Annotated in this window: 16 protein-coding genes; 11 read left to right on the top strand and 5 right to left on the bottom strand. The window is 73.5% G+C overall.

The genetic code is table 11. From position 1 onward, the window contains the following. Window positions 1-37: 37 nt before the first annotated feature. The 3 genes from ACIQVI_RS15605 (at window position 38) to ACIQVI_RS15595 (ending at window position 3,420) form a co-directional block, all read left to right on the top strand. The gene (locus tag ACIQVI_RS15605) at window positions 38-475 is read left to right on the top strand and encodes a gamma-glutamylcyclotransferase (RefSeq protein ID WP_121829525.1); all 438 of its coding nucleotides are present in this window, start codon (window positions 38-40) and stop codon (window positions 473-475) included. A gap of 171 nt (window positions 476-646) precedes the next feature. Continuing rightward, window positions 647-1,450: a purine-nucleoside phosphorylase gene (locus ACIQVI_RS15600; protein WP_383414857.1), complete on the top strand. Its 804-nt coding sequence runs from the start codon at window positions 647-649 to the stop codon at window positions 1,448-1,450. A gap of 305 nt (window positions 1,451-1,755) precedes the next feature. Next, window positions 1,756-3,420, top strand: coding sequence for a phospho-sugar mutase (locus tag ACIQVI_RS15595; RefSeq protein ID WP_351974331.1), 1,665 nt, complete (start codon window positions 1,756-1,758; stop codon window positions 3,418-3,420). Between the two features lie 76 nt (window positions 3,421-3,496). Here the strand turns inward: ACIQVI_RS15595 and ACIQVI_RS15590 are convergent, their stop codons facing one another. From ACIQVI_RS15590 to ACIQVI_RS15580, 3 genes are all read right to left on the bottom strand, one after another. Next, entirely contained in the window at window positions 3,497-4,168 is a 672-nt protein-coding gene (locus tag ACIQVI_RS15590) for a PH domain-containing protein (RefSeq protein WP_403595672.1), read from the bottom strand. Between the two features lie 34 nt (window positions 4,169-4,202). Next, the gene (locus ACIQVI_RS15585) at window positions 4,203-4,847 is read right to left on the bottom strand and encodes a class F sortase (RefSeq protein ID WP_403595669.1); all 645 of its coding nucleotides are present in this window, start codon (window positions 4,845-4,847) and stop codon (window positions 4,203-4,205) included. A gap of 234 nt (window positions 4,848-5,081) precedes the next feature. Further along, window positions 5,082-6,404 (bottom strand): hypothetical protein, encoded by a 1,323-nt coding sequence (locus ACIQVI_RS15580; RefSeq protein WP_403595666.1) that lies wholly within the window; start codon window positions 6,402-6,404, stop codon window positions 5,082-5,084. Window positions 6,405-6,679: 275 nt separating this feature from the next. On the opposite strand from ACIQVI_RS15580, the gene deoC reads away from it, so the two are divergent. Genes deoC through ACIQVI_RS15565 form a run of 3 tightly spaced genes read left to right on the top strand, consistent with a single transcriptional unit; the run spans window position 6,680 to window position 9,967 of the window. Beyond that, window positions 6,680-7,639, top strand: a complete 960-nt coding sequence (gene deoC, locus ACIQVI_RS15575) for a deoxyribose-phosphate aldolase (RefSeq protein WP_403595663.1) — start codon at window positions 6,680-6,682, stop codon at window positions 7,637-7,639. Window positions 7,640-7,644: 5 nt separating this feature from the next. Further along, window positions 7,645-9,081 (top strand): aldehyde dehydrogenase family protein, encoded by a 1,437-nt coding sequence (locus ACIQVI_RS15570; protein ID WP_403595660.1) that lies wholly within the window; start codon window positions 7,645-7,647, stop codon window positions 9,079-9,081. Beyond that, a complete protein-coding gene (locus ACIQVI_RS15565) occupies window positions 9,074-9,967 on the top strand; it encodes an aldehyde dehydrogenase family protein (RefSeq protein ID WP_351972733.1) in 894 nt (297 codons plus the stop codon). Before ACIQVI_RS15570 ends, ACIQVI_RS15565 begins: the two co-directional genes overlap by 8 nt. Window positions 9,968-10,025: 58 nt before the next feature. On the opposite strand, the gene ACIQVI_RS15560 is transcribed toward ACIQVI_RS15565, so the two are convergent. Then, window positions 10,026-10,424, bottom strand: a complete 399-nt coding sequence (locus ACIQVI_RS15560; RefSeq protein WP_351972732.1) for a hypothetical protein — start codon at window positions 10,422-10,424, stop codon at window positions 10,026-10,028. A 117-nt stretch (window positions 10,425-10,541) separates the two neighbouring features. Between ACIQVI_RS15560 and ACIQVI_RS15555 the strand changes: the two genes are divergently transcribed. Beyond that, window positions 10,542-11,174, top strand: a complete 633-nt coding sequence (locus ACIQVI_RS15555) for an ATP-binding protein (protein ID WP_351972731.1) — start codon at window positions 10,542-10,544, stop codon at window positions 11,172-11,174. 166 nt (window positions 11,175-11,340) lie between these two features. Here ACIQVI_RS15555 and ACIQVI_RS15550 read toward each other — a convergent pair whose 3' ends face one another. Next, entirely contained in the window at window positions 11,341-12,066 is a 726-nt protein-coding gene (locus ACIQVI_RS15550) for a SigE family RNA polymerase sigma factor (RefSeq protein WP_403595654.1), read from the bottom strand. Window positions 12,067-12,235: 169 nt separating this feature from the next. On the opposite strand from ACIQVI_RS15550, the gene afsQ1 reads away from it, so the two are divergent. The 4 genes from afsQ1 to ACIQVI_RS15530 are packed head-to-tail and all read left to right on the top strand — an operon-like array spanning window position 12,236 to window position 15,726. Next, window positions 12,236-12,913, top strand: a complete 678-nt coding sequence (gene afsQ1 / locus ACIQVI_RS15545; RefSeq protein ID WP_017239746.1) for a two-component system response regulator AfsQ1 — start codon at window positions 12,236-12,238, stop codon at window positions 12,911-12,913. After that, window positions 12,910-14,439, top strand: a complete 1,530-nt coding sequence (locus tag ACIQVI_RS15540) for a HAMP domain-containing sensor histidine kinase (protein WP_351972729.1) — start codon at window positions 12,910-12,912, stop codon at window positions 14,437-14,439. Before afsQ1 ends, ACIQVI_RS15540 begins: the two co-directional genes overlap by 4 nt. Then, window positions 14,436-15,095: a hypothetical protein gene (locus tag ACIQVI_RS15535; protein ID WP_351972728.1), complete on the top strand. Its 660-nt coding sequence runs from the start codon at window positions 14,436-14,438 to the stop codon at window positions 15,093-15,095. The genes ACIQVI_RS15540 and ACIQVI_RS15535 overlap by 4 nt, the downstream gene beginning before the upstream one ends. 49 nt (window positions 15,096-15,144) lie before the next feature. Further along, complete coding sequence (locus ACIQVI_RS15530; protein ID WP_351972727.1) at window positions 15,145-15,726, top strand: VanZ family protein; 582 nt, start codon at window positions 15,145-15,147, stop codon at window positions 15,724-15,726. The last annotated feature ends 17 nt before the right edge of the window (window positions 15,727-15,743 follow it).

The raw sequence follows: 15,743 nt of genomic DNA, 5'->3' as shown, positions 1-15,743 counted from the left end.
GGTCCGCCCCTCCGCCCCCTCCCGTACCCTCGGTCCCATGTCCCTCTACGCCGCTTTCGCCGGCAACCTGGACGCGCGGCTGATGAGCCGCCGCGCACCGCACTCCCCGCTGCGCGGGACGGGCTGGCTGAACGGCTGGCGGCTCACCTTCGGCGGTGAGCAGATGGGGTGGGAGGGAGCGCTCGCCACCATCGTGGAGGCCCCCCGCTCCCAGGTCTTCGTGGCGCTGTACGACATCGCGCCGATGGACGAGGACTCCATGGACCGCTGGGAGGGCGTGGGCCTCGACGTGTACCGGCGCATGAGGGTGCGGGCGCACACCCTGGACGGCGAGGAACCCGCCTGGGCGTACGTCCTCAACGGCTACGAGGGCGGGCTCCCGTCGGCCCGCTACCTGGGCGAGGTCGCGGACGCGGCCGAGTCGGCGGGTGCCCCGCACGACTACGTGATGGAACTGCGCAAGCGCCCCTGCTGAGCGGCCCGCGGACCCGTCCGGCCGTGCTTTCGTCGGAAACGACAAGACAACGATCGCATGTCCGTCAGCACCGTCATCTACGCGCGTAGGGATTCTCCGGCTACGCTTCTTCGCGTATCAAAATCGTCCGGGGTCCGCCTCGGACTCCCCTCCCCGAGGCGAGAGAAGTCAGTGAACGCAACTGCCACCCCGTACGAGGCCGCCGAGGCCGCCGCCGCGCGTCTTCGCGAGCTGACCGGAGTCGAGAGCCACGACGTCGCCCTGGTCATGGGCTCGGGCTGGGCGCCCGCCGTCGACGCCCTCGGCGCCCCCGAGGCCGAGTTCCCGGTGACCGAGCTCCCCGGCTTCCCGCCGCCGGTCGTCGAGGGCCACGGCGGCACGATCCGCTCGTACAAGATCGGCGAGAAGCGCGCCCTGGTCTTCCTGGGCCGCACCCACTTCTACGAGGGCCGGGGCGTCGCCTCCGTCGCCCACGGCGTCCGCACCGCCGTCGCCGCCGGTTGCAAGACCGTCGTCCTGACCAACGGCTGCGGCGGTCTGCGCGAGGGGATGCGCCCCGGCCAGCCGGTCCTGATCAGCGACCACATCAACCTGACGGCCGCCTCCCCGATCGTCGGCGCGAACTTCGTGGACCTCACCGACCTGTACTCGCCGCGGCTGCGCGCGCTGTGCAAGGAGGTCGACGAGACCCTCGAAGAGGGCGTCTACGTGCAGTTCCCCGGCCCGCACTACGAGACCCCGGCCGAGATCAACATGGTCCGCGTCCTGGGCGGCGACCTCGTCGGCATGTCCACCGTCCTGGAGGCCATCGCGGCCCGCGAGGCCGGCGCCGAGGTCCTGGGCATCTCCCTCGTCACCAACCTGGCGGCGGGGCTCTCGGGCGAGCCCCTCAACCACGAGGAGGTCCTCCAGGCGGGCCGCGACTCGGCGGCCCGGATGGGCGAGCTGCTGACGCGGGTCCTGGACCGGATCTGACCGAACCCCACGGTCGGCACACCGCTGCGCGGGGCCTCTCCCCCCACCCCGCCCCTTCCCGTAACCGGGGCTCCGCCCCGGACCCCGCGCCTCAAACGCCGGCGAGGCTGGGTTTTCAGCCCGTCCGGCGTTTGAGGACACGGCCGAAGGCCGTACGGGGTCCGGGGGCTCGCCCCCGGTTACGGGAAGGGGCGGGGTGGGGAAAGGCTCCGCGCAGCGGCCCGCGCACCCCCACCCACCGGCACCCGCCCCCGCACCGAAGCCCCGCCCCCGCACAAGCCCCCGTCCCCTCCGAAAGGCACACCGTGACGCAGGACGACGACCTCCTCACCCGGGCCCAGGCATGGCTCGACGAGGACCCCGACCAGGAGACCCGCGAGGAGCTCGCGCGGCTCATCGAGGCCGGCCGGGCCGGTACGACGGACGAGCTCGCCGTCCGCTTCGCCGGCACGCTCCAGTTCGGCACGGCCGGACTCCGGGGCGAGCTGGGCGCGGGCCCCATGCGGATGAACCGCTCGGTGGTCATCCGCGCCGCCGCCGGCCTCGCCGCGTACCTGAGGGCGAAGGGCGAGGAGGGCGGCCTCGTCGTCATCGGCTACGACGCCCGCCACAAGTCCGCCGACTTCGCCCGCGACACCGCCGCCGTGATGACCGGCGCCGGGCTGCGCGCCGCGCTGCTCCCCCGCCCGCTGCCGACGCCCGTCCTCGCGTACGCCATAAGGCACCTGGGGGCCGTCGCGGGCGTCGAGGTGACCGCGAGCCACAACCCGCCGCGCGACAACGGCTACAAGGTCTACCTGGGCGACGGCTCGCAGATCGTGCCGCCCGCCGACGCGGAGATCGCCGCCGAGATCGCCGCCGTCCGCTCGCTGCACGACGTGCCGCGCCCGGAGGACGGCTGGGAGACCCTCGGCGACGAGGTGCTCGACGCCTACCTGGAGCGTACGGACGCGGTCCTGACCCCCGGCTCCCCCCGCACCGCGCGGACCGTCTACACGGCCATGCACGGCGTCGGCAAGGACGTCCTGACGGCCGCGTTCGCGCGCGCCGGCTTCCCGCCGCCCGCCCTGGTGGCCGAGCAGGCCGACCCGGACCCGGACTTCCCGACGGTCGCCTTCCCGAACCCGGAGGAGCCGGGCGCGATGGACCTCGCCTTCGAGGCGGCCCGCGCCGTGGCCCCGGACCTGGTGATCGCCAACGACCCGGACGCCGACCGCTGCGCGGTGGCCGTGCCGGACCCGGCCGCCGGGGGCGGCTGGCGGATGCTGCGGGGCGACGAGGTGGGCGCGCTGCTCGCCGCGCACCTGGTGCGCCGGGGCGTCACCGGCGTCTTCGCCGAGTCGATCGTCTCGTCCTCGCTGCTCGGCCGGATCGCGGAGGCGGCGGGCGTCGGGTACGAGGAGACGCTGACCGGCTTCAAGTGGATCGCCCGCGTCGAGGGCCTGCGGTACGGCTACGAGGAGGCGCTCGGCTACTGCGTCGACCCGGAGGGCGTCCGCGACAAGGACGGCGTCACGGCCGCGCTGCTCGTCACCGAGCTGGCCTCGGTGCTCAAGGAGGAGGGCCGGACCCTGACCGACCTCCTGGACGACCTGGCCGTGGAGCACGGGCTGCACGCCACGGACCAGCTGTCGGTGCGGGTCGAGGACCTGGGGATCATCGCGCACGCGATGGCCGCGCTGCGCGAGCGCCCGCCGGTCGCCCTCGCCGGTCTGACGGTCGTCTCGGCCGAGGACCTGACGAAGGGCACGGAGGCGCTGCCGCCCACGGACGGCCTGCGCTACCACCTGGAGGGCGACTACAGGGCCCGGGTGATCGTGCGCCCCAGCGGCACCGAGCCCAAGCTCAAGTGCTACCTGGAGGTCGTGGTCCCGGTCCCCGGCGCGGACGCGCTCCCGGCGGCCCGCGCCACGGCGGCGGAGCTGCTCGGCGCGCTCAAGCGGGACCTGGCGGAGGCCGCCGGGCTGTAAGCCGCCGGCACACGCGTCGGGGCCGGTACGGAAGGGATTTCCGTACCGGCCCCGACGCGCGTCCGGGGGCGGGCGCTCAGCCCGTCGCGCCCAGGATCACCAGGAGCAGCAGCCCGGCGACGGCGGGCGCGATGATCTCGTACGCCCAGCGCACCCGCGGCTCGCCCTGCGCCTCCGGGCTCCCGGCGTGCCGCTCGGCGAGCTCGCGCAGGTCGGCGACGGTCTGGTCGGTGGGCGCGGTGCGCGAGGCGCTCTGCCGCACGTCGGCGCTGACGGAGGTGCGGCCGTGGGGGTCGTCCTGGGAGGCGCGGGCGGCCCGGCGGGCGGCCTTCTTGCGCTGGCGCAGCGAGACGGGGACGGCCCAGAGCTGGTACTTCTCGCCCTCCTGGGTGAACACCTCGCTGGAGTACCCGGCGCGGACGTCGGCGACGGAGGCCCAGGGCAGCACGATCGACCGGAACGGGTTGCGGACGCGGAGCCGGCGGTCGTTGGCGTACACGGCGGGCCGGATCGTGAAGGCGACGATCAGCGGCACGGCCAGGACGAGGCCCGCGAGCGCGAGCCAGGGGGTCCGGCCCTCGCCGCGGAGCATCGCGTCACCGGCGAACACGGCCGCGAGCGCGAGCAGGAACACCCCGCTCGCGATCCCGAGGGGCGACCGGAAGACCCGGTCGGCGTAGGACTGCTCAGGGGTCGACCCGGAGCTCGGCTCGTGGCGCGGCTCGGGGGTCGGCTCGGGGGTCGTCATGCCGCCGATTCTGCCTCAGCGGACGGACGGGGGCTCAGGCGGCCCGCACGGCCACGAGGTCGGCGTACAGAATGATGTTGTCGGGGCGGTGGCCGCCGGTCAGCTCGCCGCCGCAGGTGATCAGGCGCAGCTCGGGCCGGGCGGTGTCGCCGTACACCTTGGCGGTCGGGAAGGCGTCCTTGTCGACCTGCTCCAGCTCCCTGACGCGGAAGACGGCGGTCTTCCCGTCGGCGCGGGTGACGGCGATCTCGTCGCCGGCCCGGGCGCGGGAGACGTCCTTGAGGACGGCCGGGCCGCGTGCGGTGTCGAAGTGCCCGATGAGGACGGCGGGGCCGGTCTCGCCGGGTGTGACGCCCTTGCCGTACCAGCCGATGCGGTCGGCGTCCGCGACGGAGGGCACCTCGACGGTGCCGTCGGCGGCGAGCCCCAGCTCCGGGACGGGTCCGGTGTCGACCCCGGTGGAGGCCATCCGGACCCGGACGGGCAGGGAGCGCGCCAGCGGCCGGACGGGGGCGGCACTCGGCGCGGGCGCGGCGGTCTCGGTGACCCGGGCGAGCGGTCCGGCCTGCTCCCCGGCCCCGGCCCCGGCCCCGGTCGAGCATCCGGTGAGCGCGGCGAGCGAGGCCAGGGAGGCGAGGAGCAGGACGGCGGTACGGGGGCGGGTGCGGGTGCGGTTCACGGCGGGGCTCCGGGCGGGCGGGTGACGGGGTACGGCCGGCCGCCGCGCGGGACGCGGCGACCGGCCTGGGGTGGGGTGGTGCTCCCGCTCGGGTCAAGGGGCGGGGAGACGGGTGGTGCGGTGGGGGACGGCGTACGGATCACCCCCGTACGGGATCGCCCTCGTACGGCTCGTCCCAGTACGGGATCTCCCCCGTACGGGATCTCCCCCGTCCGGGATCGTCCCCTTACGGGATCAGACGCGGGCGGCGGCCGCCCGGCGGCGCAGGACGACGAAGCCGAGGCCTGCGGCGGCGAGCGAGGCGGCGCCGGCGCCGGCCGCGATCAGGGCGGTGGAGTCGCCCCCGGTGCCGAGCTCGGCGCCGGCCGCGACGCCGCCCTTCGGGACGACGGTGGTCTGACCGGCGTTGTTCGTGGTGACGTTCGTGCCCTGGGTGGCGGAGGGCGCCGGGGACGTGGCGGAGTCCTCCTTGGCGCAGCCCTTGGGCAGCGACGGGAAGGAGCTCCAGCGGAACGGCGTGTCGCCGCCCTGGGTGCGCTGGCCGAGGCGCGGGGTGGAGGTGTTGACGCGGTCGATCTTGAGGCCGACGCGGCTGTCGAAGGGGTGGGCGCGGTCGGCGATGCCCTGCACCTTGCCCTGGTCGTCGATGAGGACGGCCTTCGGGCCGTGCTCCAGGCCGTTGCTGAGGGTGACGCTCCAGCCGACGCCGAAGACCGAGGGCACGACCTGCCGGACGGCGCACTCGCCGGTGCTGACGGCGGGGCCGGGGGTGGGGGCGGTGGCCGGGGGCTCGACGAGGCGCGGGGCGGCCTGGTTCACGCTGCCGTTGATGTAGGCGGCGAAGCCTCCGTCCGGCTCGACGACGATGACGGCCTTGCCGTACTGCACCACCTGGCGGGTGCCGTTGAGGGTGGTGAGGACGCGGGTCTCGCCGTTCCCCGCGGTGCGGAGGGTGTGGGCGCCGTACACCACGGCGAGTTCCACGCGGGAGCCGTTGGCCAGCTCGTACACGCCGGGCCGGGCACCGGGGAAGTAGTTGCCCTGCCAGGTGGAGGTCAGACCGGTCTCGAAGAGCACGAGGAACGTGCCGTCGTCGTTGCCGGCGACCGGGCGCCCGTCGGCGTCGAGGGTGCCGACGCGCTGGTCCTGCTTGTAGATCTCGGCGCGGTAGTGGTCCGCGTCGAGCCGGATGATCTTGGCGATGGCGCCGTTGGGCAGGATCTGGTTGCGGACGAAGGTGCCGGCCCCCTGCTCCTTCTCGTCCCCGGTCTTCGGAGCCTCGGTCTTCGGGTCCCCGGTCTTCGGCGCCTCGCCCTTCGGGGTCCCTTCCTTCGGCGCCTCGCCCTCGGGGGCCTCCGCCTTCGGGGTCTCCTCCTTCGAGGCCTCCTTCTTCGCACCGCCGGTCCCGGTCGACGGGGCCTCGGGCCCGGCCGGGGCCGAGGGGATGGCCACCGGGCCGTCGGCCGCGAAGGCGGCACCGGCGGCGAAGGCCGGGGCGGTGATCGCGACGCCCGCGACGAGGGCGGTGGCGATGGCGGTGCGAAGGGCGGTGCGCATAACGACTCCTGTGTTTCAGGCAGGTGGTGGATGGAGAGCCGCATGCCGCTTTTTCTCGGTCCGTCGTGATTCCGGTGAGGTCTGGCCGGCTGCAAGAAGAAATCTATTGATCTTGCATTCAGGACTTGTCCGCTCCATGTCACGAGCCTGTGACAGGGGTCACTCGCCCCTCCCGCACCGGCCACCACGCCGACCGCCCGCCTGTGACCTCGGGCTCTGCGGGCCCCCTCCCCTGTACAGGTCGCTACGCGCGTAGATATGCTCGACTGGTGACCATGCCCACCACTGCAACCGCAGCACTCGCATTCGCCGACGTGACCACGTCCGACCGTGCGCTGCGCCGCTTCCTCCACGGGCTGCCCGGCGTCGACGCCGTCGGCCTGGAGGCGCGCGCCGCGTCCCTCGGCACCCGCTCGATCAAGACCACGGCCAAGGCGTACGCCATCGACCTGGCCATCTCCATGATCGACCTGACGACGCTCGAAGGCGCGGACACCCCGGGCAAGGTCCGGGCGCTCGCCGCCAAGGCCGTCCACCCCGATCCGACCGACCGCACGACCCCGACGACCGCCGCCGTCTGCGTCTACCCCGACATGGTGGCCACCGCCAAGGCCGCCCTCGCGGGCTCCGGCGTCAAGGTCGCCTCGGTCGCCACCGCCTTCCCGGCCGGCCGCGCCGCGCTCCCCGTGAAGCTCGCCGACACGGCCGACGCCATCGCCGCCGGGGCCGACGAGATCGACATGGTCATCGACCGTGGCGCCTTCCTCGCCGGCCGCTACCTGGAGGTGTACGAGCAGATCGCCGCGATCAGGGCGGAGTGCGGCGACCGCGCCCGCCTCAAGGTGATCTTCGAGACCGGCGAGCTGTCCACGTACGACAACATCCGCCGCGCCTCCTGGCTCGGCATGATGGCCGGCGCGGACTTCATCAAGACCTCGACCGGCAAGGTCGCGGTCAACGCCACCCCGGCGAACACGCTCCTCATGCTGGAGGCCGTGCGCGACTTCCGCGCCCAGACCGGCGTGCAGGTGGGCGTGAAGCCGGCCGGCGGCATCCGCAACACCAAGGAAGCGATCAAGTTCCTGGTGCTCGTCAACGAGACCGTGGGCGAGGACTGGCTGGACAACCACTGGTTCCGCTTCGGCGCCTCCAGCCTGCTCAACGACCTGCTGATGCAGCGCCAGAAGCTGGCGACCGGCCGCTACTCCGGCCCCGATTACGTGACGGTGGACTGATCAACATGGCATCTGCATTCGAGTACGCGCCGGCGCCCGAGTCCCGGTCCGTCGTCGACATCGCCCCCTCCTACGGCCTGTTCATCGACGGCGAGTTCGTCGACGCGGCCGAGGGCAAGGTCTTCAAGACCGTCTCCCCCTCCACCGAGGAGGTCCTGTCCGAGGTCGCCCGCGCGGGCGCCGAGGACGTCGACCGCGCGGTGAAGGCGGCCCGCAAGGCCTTCGAGAAGTGGTCCGCGCTGCCCGGTTCCGAGCGCGCCAAGTACCTCTTCCGGATCGCCCGGATCATCCAGGAGCGCAGCCGCGAGCTGGCCGTCCTGGAGACCCTGGACAACGGCAAGCCGATCAAGGAGACCCGCGACGCGGACCTCCCCCTGGTCGCCGCGCACTTCTTCTACTACGCGGGCTGGGCCGACAAGCTCGACCACGCGGGCTACGGCGCGAACCCGCGCCCGCTGGGCGTGGCCGGCCAGGTCATCCCGTGGAACTTCCCGCTGCTCATGCTGGCGTGGAAGATCGCCCCGGCGCTCGCGACCGGCAACACGGTCGTCCTGAAGCCCGCCGAGACGACCCCGCTGACCGCCCTGTTCTTCGCGGACATCTGCCGCCAGGCCGGGCTGCCGAAGGGCGTCGTCAACATCCTTCCCGGGTACGGGGACGCCGGTGCCGCGCTCGTCGAGCACCCGGACGTCGACAAGGTCGCCTTCACCGGCTCGACCGCCGTCGGCAAGGCCATCGCGCGCTCGGTCGCGGGCACGGACAAGAAGGTGACCCTGGAGCTGGGCGGCAAGGGCGCCAACATCGTCTTCGACGACGCCCCGATCGACCAGGCCGTCGAGGGCATCGTCAACGGCATCTTCTTCAACCAGGGCCAGGTCTGCTGCGCGGGCTCCCGCCTCCTGGTCCAGGAGTCCGTCCAGGACGAGCTGCTCGACGCGCTCAAGCGCCGCCTGTCCACGCTCCGCCTCGGCGACCCGCTGGACAAGAACACCGACATCGGCGCCATCAACTCCTCGGAGCAGCTGGCCCGCATCACCGACCTGGTCGAGCGGGGCGAGGCGGAGGGCGCCGAGCGCTGGACCGCCGCCTGCGAGATCCCGTCCGCCGGCTACTGGTTCGCCCCGACGCTCTTCACGGGCGTCACGCAGGCGCACACCATCGCCCGCGACGAGATCTTCGGCCCGGTCCTGTCGGTGCTGTCCTTCCGTACGCCCGACGAGGCCGTGGCGAAGGCCAACAACAGCCAGTACGGCCTGTCGGCGGGCATCTGGACGGAGAAGGGCTCCCGCATCCTCGCGGTGGCGAACAAGCTCCGGGCCGGGGTCGTCTGGGCCAACACGTTCAACAAGTTCGACCCGACCTCGCCCTTCGGCGGCTACAAGGAGTCGGGCTTCGGCCGCGAGGGCGGCCGTCACGGTCTGGAGGCCTACCTCGATGTCTGACGCGAACCGTCTGAACGTCTTCAAGACCTACAAGCTGTACGTCGGGGGCAAGTTCCCCCGCTCCGAGAGCGGCCGGGTGTACGAGGTGACGGACTCCAAAGGCAAGTGGCTGGCGAACGCGCCCCTGTCCTCCCGCAAGGACGCCCGTGACGCGGTCGTCGCCGCCCGCAAGGCCTTCGGCGGCTGGGCGGGCGCGACCGCGTACAACCGCGGCCAGATCCTCTACCGCGTCGCCGAGATGCTGGAGGGCCGCCGGGAGCAGTTCGTCCGCGAGGTCGCGGAGGCGGAGGGCCTGTCGAAGTCCAAGGCGGCCGCGGTCGTCGAGGCCGCGATCGACCGCTGGGTCTGGTACGCGGGCTGGACCGACAAGATCGCCCAGGTCGTGGGCGGCGCCAACCCGGTCGCGGGCCCGTACTTCAACCTCTCCACCCCGGAGCCGACCGGTGTCGTCACGGTCCTGGCCCCGCAGGACTCGTCCTTCCTGGGCCTGGTCTCGGTGATCGCCCCGGTGATCGCGACGGGCAACACGGTCGTGGTGGTCGCGAGCGAGAAGGCCCCGCTGCCCGCGCTCTCCCTGGGCGAGGTGCTCGCCACCTCCGACCTGCCGGGCGGCGTGGTCAACGTCCTCTCCGGCAAGGCCTCCGAGATGGGTCCGCACCTCGCGGCCCACCAGGACGTCAACGCGATCGACCTGACGGGCGCGGCCGACGACGACCTCGCCCGCGAGCTGGAGATCGCGGCCGCGGACAACCTGAAGCGCGTGCTGCGCCGCCGCACCGAGGACTTCGCGGAGTCCCCGGGCACGGACCGCATGACCGCGTTCCTGGAGACGAAGACGGTCTGGCACCCGACGGGCAGCCTGGGCGCCTCCGGCTCCTCGTACTAGAAGACGCGCACGGCAAGGGCCCCCGGGGCGACCCCGGGGGCCCTTCGCCGCGTCCGCGTTACGGCACCAGCCCCTGCGTCAGCGGTCCGACCACCGGCAGGTCCGCCACGGCCCCGCCCTTCGTGAGGTGGTCGGTGACCAGGTTCGTGCCGACCGGCTTGAAGTCGGCGACCTGGGTGCCGAGTCCGTTGTCGAGGGGGTCGACGCCGGTGTTGGCCAGCGGGTCGAGCTGGAGCCGGGTCAGCGGGCCGAGGGCGTGGCCGACCCCGCCGAGCGCGCCCGCCCCGGCCGCCGCGGCGTCCGTCCGCGCCAGGGAGTCCACCGGCAGCGGCACCGGGGCGGCGGCCTGGGCCCCGGCCCCCGCGCCGACCAGCGCGGCGCCCGCCGCCGTGACGGTGAGTCCGGCCTTGAGCAGGGCGCTGCGACGGGAGGTGCGGGGGGCTGCGTGACGCGCCATGGCGTTCCTTCCAGGGGGTGTTCGGGCGGACACCGACAGTAGTGGAGGTGTGACGCCCGATACCAACGCCCTCCCTGAGGGTCCCCTGCACGGGGGAATGCCTCACACTGGTGTTCCGTGAGTTCCCAACCGATCCCGACCCGGGTCGTCCTGCTGACGGGCCCCTCCGGCTCCGGCAAGTCGTCCCTCGCCGCCGTCACCGGCCTCCCGGTCCTGCGCCTCGACGACTTCTACAAGGAGCACGACGACCCGTCGCTCCCGCTCGTCGACGGCAGCGCCGACATCGACTGGGACTCGCCGCAGTCCTGGGACGCGGACGCCGCCGTCTCCGCCGTCGTCGAGCTGTGCCGTACGGGGCGGACCGACGTCCCCGTGTACGACCTCGCCACCAGCTCCCGCACGGGCCGGGAGGGGCTGGACATCGGCCGGACCCCGCTGTTCGTGGCGGAGGGGATCTTCGCGGCCGAGATCGTGGCCCGCTGCCGCGACCTCGGGGTGCTGGCCGACGCGATCTGTCTGCGCGGCCGCCCCTCGACGACGTTCCGCCGCCGGCTCGCCCGGGACCTCAGGGAGGGCCGCAAGTCGGTGCCGTTCCTGCTGCGCCGGGGCTGGCGCCTGATGCGGGCCGAGCGCGCGATCGTGGCCCGCCAGGCGGAGCTCGGCGCCCATCCCTGCGCCAAGCCGGAGGCCCTGGGCCGGCTGGCCGCCGCGGCGGCGGGCCGTCACCGCACCCCGGCCGCCCGCCCGTAGGGACTTTCCCCGACACGCGAGAAGCGGACCGTACGAGACCCCCGGGCCCGTACGATCCGCTTCTTCTTTTCCCCCGTACCCCCGTACGGTCCCCCCACGTTCCCCCGTGGTCCCCCCGCGAGCCCCGTTTCCCCCGTGGGCTCCCGGGGGTCTTTCCCCCCGACCTTCAGGCCACCAGCTCGCCGAAGGACTCCTCCTCGTCACGGCCGAAGCTCAGCACCTCGTCCTCGCGCAGTCGCCGCAGCGAGCGCCAGATGCTCGACTTCACCGTGCCGACACTGATGTCCAGGATCTCCGCGATCTCCGGATCGGTCCGGCCCTCGTAGTACCGCAGCACCAGCATCGTGCGCTGGAGCTCGGGCAGCCGGGCCAGCGCCTGCCACAGGACCGCGCGCAGCTCCGTGCCCCGCATCGCGTCCGTCTCGCCGACCGTCTCCGGCAGCTCCTCGGTGGGGTACTCGTTGAGCTTGCGCCGGCGCCAGGCGCTGATGTGCAGATTGGTCATGGTCCGGCGGAGGTATCCGCCGACCGCGGCCTTGTCGCTGATCCGGTCCCAGGCGCGGTACGTGGAGAACAGCGCGCTCTGGAGCAGGTCCTCGGCCTCGAAACGGTCACCGGTGAGGTGGTAGGCGGTGGCGTACAGGGAGGCCCGACGCTCCTGGACGTAGGCCGTGAACTCGGCCTCCGAACAGCCGGAGCGTTCCCCCGTGGCCTCCCCGTACACCGCTCCCCCGTCAGCGACGGCCACCATGTACGGCGCCTTGCGCTGACGTCCGACGCTGCGAACGCACCCCCGTCCGTTCGTTACCGCGCCGGACTTCTCCGTGCTCCGCACGACGTCGTGGAGACGCGTGACAACTGCGCTTGAGCTGGTGCTGTGCAGTGCGTTCATCTCGCGCCCCCCGTCGGCTGGAGTGTGTTTCGGTCCGTGTGCCAAGAAGCTTGCCCCCGGGACTTCATGGCGTTGTCCGCCGACTGTCACAGGCGTGTCACAGGGCCCGTCGCGGAAGCGTGGTTCCTGGCGGTCGAACTCGGACGGCCGAATGAGACAGAATGCTGCCGTGCCTTTTCTGTTGCTGATCGAGGACGACGACGCCATCCGTACGGCCCTGGAGCTGTCCCTGTCCCGGCAGGGTCACCGGGTGGCCACCGCCGCCACGGGCGAGGACGGCCTCCAGCTGCTGCGCGAGCAGCGGCCGGACCTGGTCGTGCTCGACGTCATGCTGCCCGGCATCGACGGCTTCGAGGTGTGCCGGCGGATCCGCCGGACCGATCAGCTGCCGATCATCCTGCTGACCGCGCGCAGCGACGACATCGACGTGGTCGTGGGCCTGGAGTCCGGGGCCGACGACTACGTCGTCAAGCCCGTGCAGGGCCGCGTCCTGGACGCCCGCATCCGGGCCGTGCTGCGGCGCGGGGAGCGGGAGTCGACGGACTCGGCGACGTACGGCTCGCTGGTCATCGACCGGTCGGCGATGACGGTCACCAAGAACGGCGAGGACCTCCAGCTGACCCCGACCGAGCTGCGGCTGCTCCTGGAGCTGAGCCGGCGGCCCGGGCAGGCGCTGTCCCGGCAGCAGTTGCTGCGGCTCGTGTGGGAGCACGACTACCTGGGCGACTCGCGGCTCGTCGACGCCTGTGTGCAGCGGCTGCGCGCCAAGGTGGAGGACGTGCCGTCCTCGCCGACCCTGATCCGCACCGTGCGCGGCGTCGGCTACCGGCTGGACGTTCCTGCGTGAGCCGAGGGATCCTCGCGCGGCTGCGCCTCTCCAGCCTGCGCCTGCGGCTCGTGGTCGTCTTCGCGCTGGTGGCGCTCACCGCGGCCGTCGCGGCCTCCGGCATCGCGTACTGGCTCAACCGCGAGGCGGTGCTGACCCGCACCCAGGACGGGGCGCTCAACGACTTCCGGCAGGAGATGCAGAACCGGGTGGCGACGCTGCCGCTGCGGCCCGGCCAGGACGACCTGCGGCGGACCGCCGAGCAGATGGCGAGCGGCAGCGCGGGCTACCAGGTGCTGCTGCTCGGCGAGCGGGACGAGGGCAAGCCGATCGTGGGCGCCTCGGACCCGGACGACTTCACCCTGGCCGACGTGCCGCGTTCGCTGCGGGACGCGGTGGACACCCGGCGGCCGGTGACGGACGCCAACCCGTATCCGTACCACCTGTTCTGGCAGCGGACGGAGCGGGGCGGGACGCCGTACCTGGTGGGCGGGACGCGGATCGACGGCGGCGGCCCCGCCGGTTACATGTTCAAGTCGCTGGCGGCGGAGAAGGCCGATCTGAACTCGCTGGCCTGGTCGCTCGGGATCGCCACCGCGCTCGCGGTGGCCGGTTCGGTGCTGCTCGCGCAGGTCGCGGCGACGACCGTGCTGCGCCCGGTGCACCGGCTCGGGGAGGCGGCGCGGCAGCTCGGCGAGGGCAAGCTCGACACCCGGCTGCGGGTCACCGGCGCGGACGAACTGGCCGACCTCACCCGGACGTTCAACGGGGCGGCCGAGTCGCTGCAGAAGAAGGTCGCGGACATGAGCGCCCGGGAGGAGTCCTCGCGGCGCTTCGTGGCCGACATGTCGCACGAGCTGCGGACCCCGCTGACCGCCCTGACGGCCGTCACGGAGGTCCTGGAGGACGAGCAGGACTCCCTGGACCCGATGATCGCCCCGGCGGTGGCGCTCGTGGTGAGTGAGACCCGGCGCCTGAACGACCTGGTGGAGAACCTGATGGAGGTGACCCGCTTCGATGCCGGCACCGCCCGGCTGGTCCTCGACGAGGTGGACATCGCCGACCAGATCACGGCGTGCGTGGACGCGCGCGCGTGGCTGGACGCGGTGGACCTGGACGCCGAGCGCGGGATCGTGGCGCCGCTCGATCCGCGCCGGCTCGACGTGATCCTGGCGAACCTGATCGGGAACGCGCTCAAGCACGGCGGTTCGCCGGTGCGGGTGTCGGTGCGCACGGAGGACGGGGAGCTGGTCATCGCGGTCCGCGACCACGGTCCCGGCATCCCCGAGGAGGTGCTGCCGCACGTCTTCGACCGCTTCTACAAGGCCAGCGCGTCCCGGCCCCGGTCGGAGGGCAGCGGTCTGGGCCTGTCGATCGCCATGGAGAACGCCCTGATCCACGGCGGTTCGATCACGGCGTCGAACTCGGTGGGCGAGGACGGGACGGTGGACGGCGCGGTGTTCGTGCTGCGGCTGCCCCTGGACGCCTCGGGGATCACGAGCGAGGTCAAGACCCGCAGCGGCCGGGGCGAGGTGGAGGAAGCGTGAGGCGCGGCACCTTCGGGCGCACGGCCGGAGCGGTCGTGCTGGCCGCCCTGGTCACCGGCTGCGGGATCAGGACGACGTCGGTCCCGGTGGACGCGGGCGCAGCCCCGTCCCGGGTGCCGTGCAGCACGGCCGAGGAGGGGACGCCGGGGACGGCGGCCCGGGGCGTGCCGGTCCGGGTGTTCCTGGTCTGCGGCTCGCAGCTGGAGACGGTGGAGCGCCGGTCGCCGCTGCCGGAGGGCAAGGCGGACGCCGATCCGGTGCGGACGGCCCGGCTGCTGCTGACGCAGCTGCTCGCCGCGCCCTCGGAGAGCGAGCGGCGGGCCGGGTTCACGACCGCGGTGCGCGGTCCGCTGACGGTGGGCGGCGGGCAGCGGAACGATCCGGCGGGCACGCTGCGGCTGAGCCGGCAGCCGGAGGACCTGGCGCCGGTCGCGCTGTCGCAGCTGGTCTGCTCCTTCGCGGAGAGCTCGGCGGGCACGAGCGACCGCACGGTCCTGCTCGGCGGCCCCGGCTCGTACGCGCCGAAGCGCTACCGCTGTACGACGGAGCTGCGCGAGCGCCCGGAGTCCGCCCCGCCGACGGCCCCGCCGCCGACCGCGACGGCCTCGGCCTCGGGGCCGGTCCCGGGATCGCCGCCCGCGGCCCCGACCGGCTGAGTCGTCGCCCGGCGGAACCGATTCCGCTCCGGGGGACGTCTTGGGGGGCGTGCAGCGTCAAGGTTCGGGCGGCAGTGCCGCCGTGGTCGTCCGCGCGACGGGGTTCGTCCTCCTCGTCGCGCATCTGCTGCTCGTCGCCTGGGTCAGCCTGCGCCCACGGGACGTGGCCTGGGTGACCGCGCCGAACACGATCCCCCTGGACGGCCTCCGGGCCGATCTCGCGCTGGGCTCCGTCGAGGCGGCCCGGCTGATCGGCGAGGGCCTGCTGCTGCTCGCCCCGCTCGGGGTGCTGCTCCCGATGGCCGACGGGCGGCTCGACGTCCCCGGCTGGGCCTCGCTGGTCCGGACGGCCGCCGCCGGGGCCCTGGTGTCGCTCGCGGTGGAGCTGCTGCAGACCGCGGTGCCGGGGCAGGTGGTGGACGTGGACTCGGTGCTCCTGAACACGGCGGGCGTGGTCCTCGCGCACCTCCTGCTCGTCCCGGCCGGGCGGACCTGGCTGCGCCGCAGGTCGGACGCGGGCCGTCCGGGGTCCTCCGGAGGGACCGGTCGCGGCCGGGGTTCCGCCCTGCTGCGGAACGAGGGTTCTCAGGGTGCGACCCCGACGATTCCCAGGGTCCCGATCGCCCGGTAGACCGACGCTTCGTCCCC

This window comes from Streptomyces sp. NPDC098101, assembly GCF_044760185.1.
GTDB lineage: Bacteria > Actinomycetota > Actinomycetes > Streptomycetales > Streptomycetaceae > Streptomyces.
The sequence above is the reverse complement of the archived record's forward strand: the minus strand, read 5'-3'. Positions and strand labels throughout refer to the sequence as shown.